Raw genomic sequence first — 397 nt, forward strand, 5'->3', positions numbered from 1 at the left:
CTTTCATAGATATTTCACTATATGTTATATCTAAATTATATCTAATTTACAGCGAAATATCTATATTTTGAGGTGAACTGTGGATAGTAGATACAATCGTCATAACAGACGAAAATACAGTCTGAAAGTATATATAGTTCTAGTAACCAAATACCGTAAGCAACTACTAAAAGGCTCTATTACTGATGATGTGAAACAAGAGATTCTCGATATAGCTAATACTCGTGGCTACGAAATTATTGCGATAGAAACTGACAAAGACCATATACATTTCTTATTAAGTTACGACACAACAGATAGAGTTTGCAATATTGTCAAAATTGTAAAGCAGGCAACAACATACCACTTATGGCATAAGTATAGTTCGATCTTATCAAAACAGTATTGGAAGGAAAAA

1 protein-coding gene is annotated in these 397 nt (G+C 31.2%); it reads left to right on the forward strand.

Annotated features, from left to right (window positions below):
• Window positions 1-79: 79 nt before the first annotated feature.
• The coding region (gene tnpA / locus B2S90_RS04420) for an IS200/IS605 family transposase (protein ID WP_286696590.1) at window positions 80-397 on the forward strand (318 nt) is incomplete at its 3' end.

The organism is Catenibacterium sp. UBA627 (assembly GCF_002299355.1).
In the GTDB taxonomy this organism is placed as follows: domain Bacteria; phylum Bacillota_I; class Bacilli_A; order Erysipelotrichales; family Coprobacillaceae; genus Catenibacterium; species Catenibacterium mitsuoka.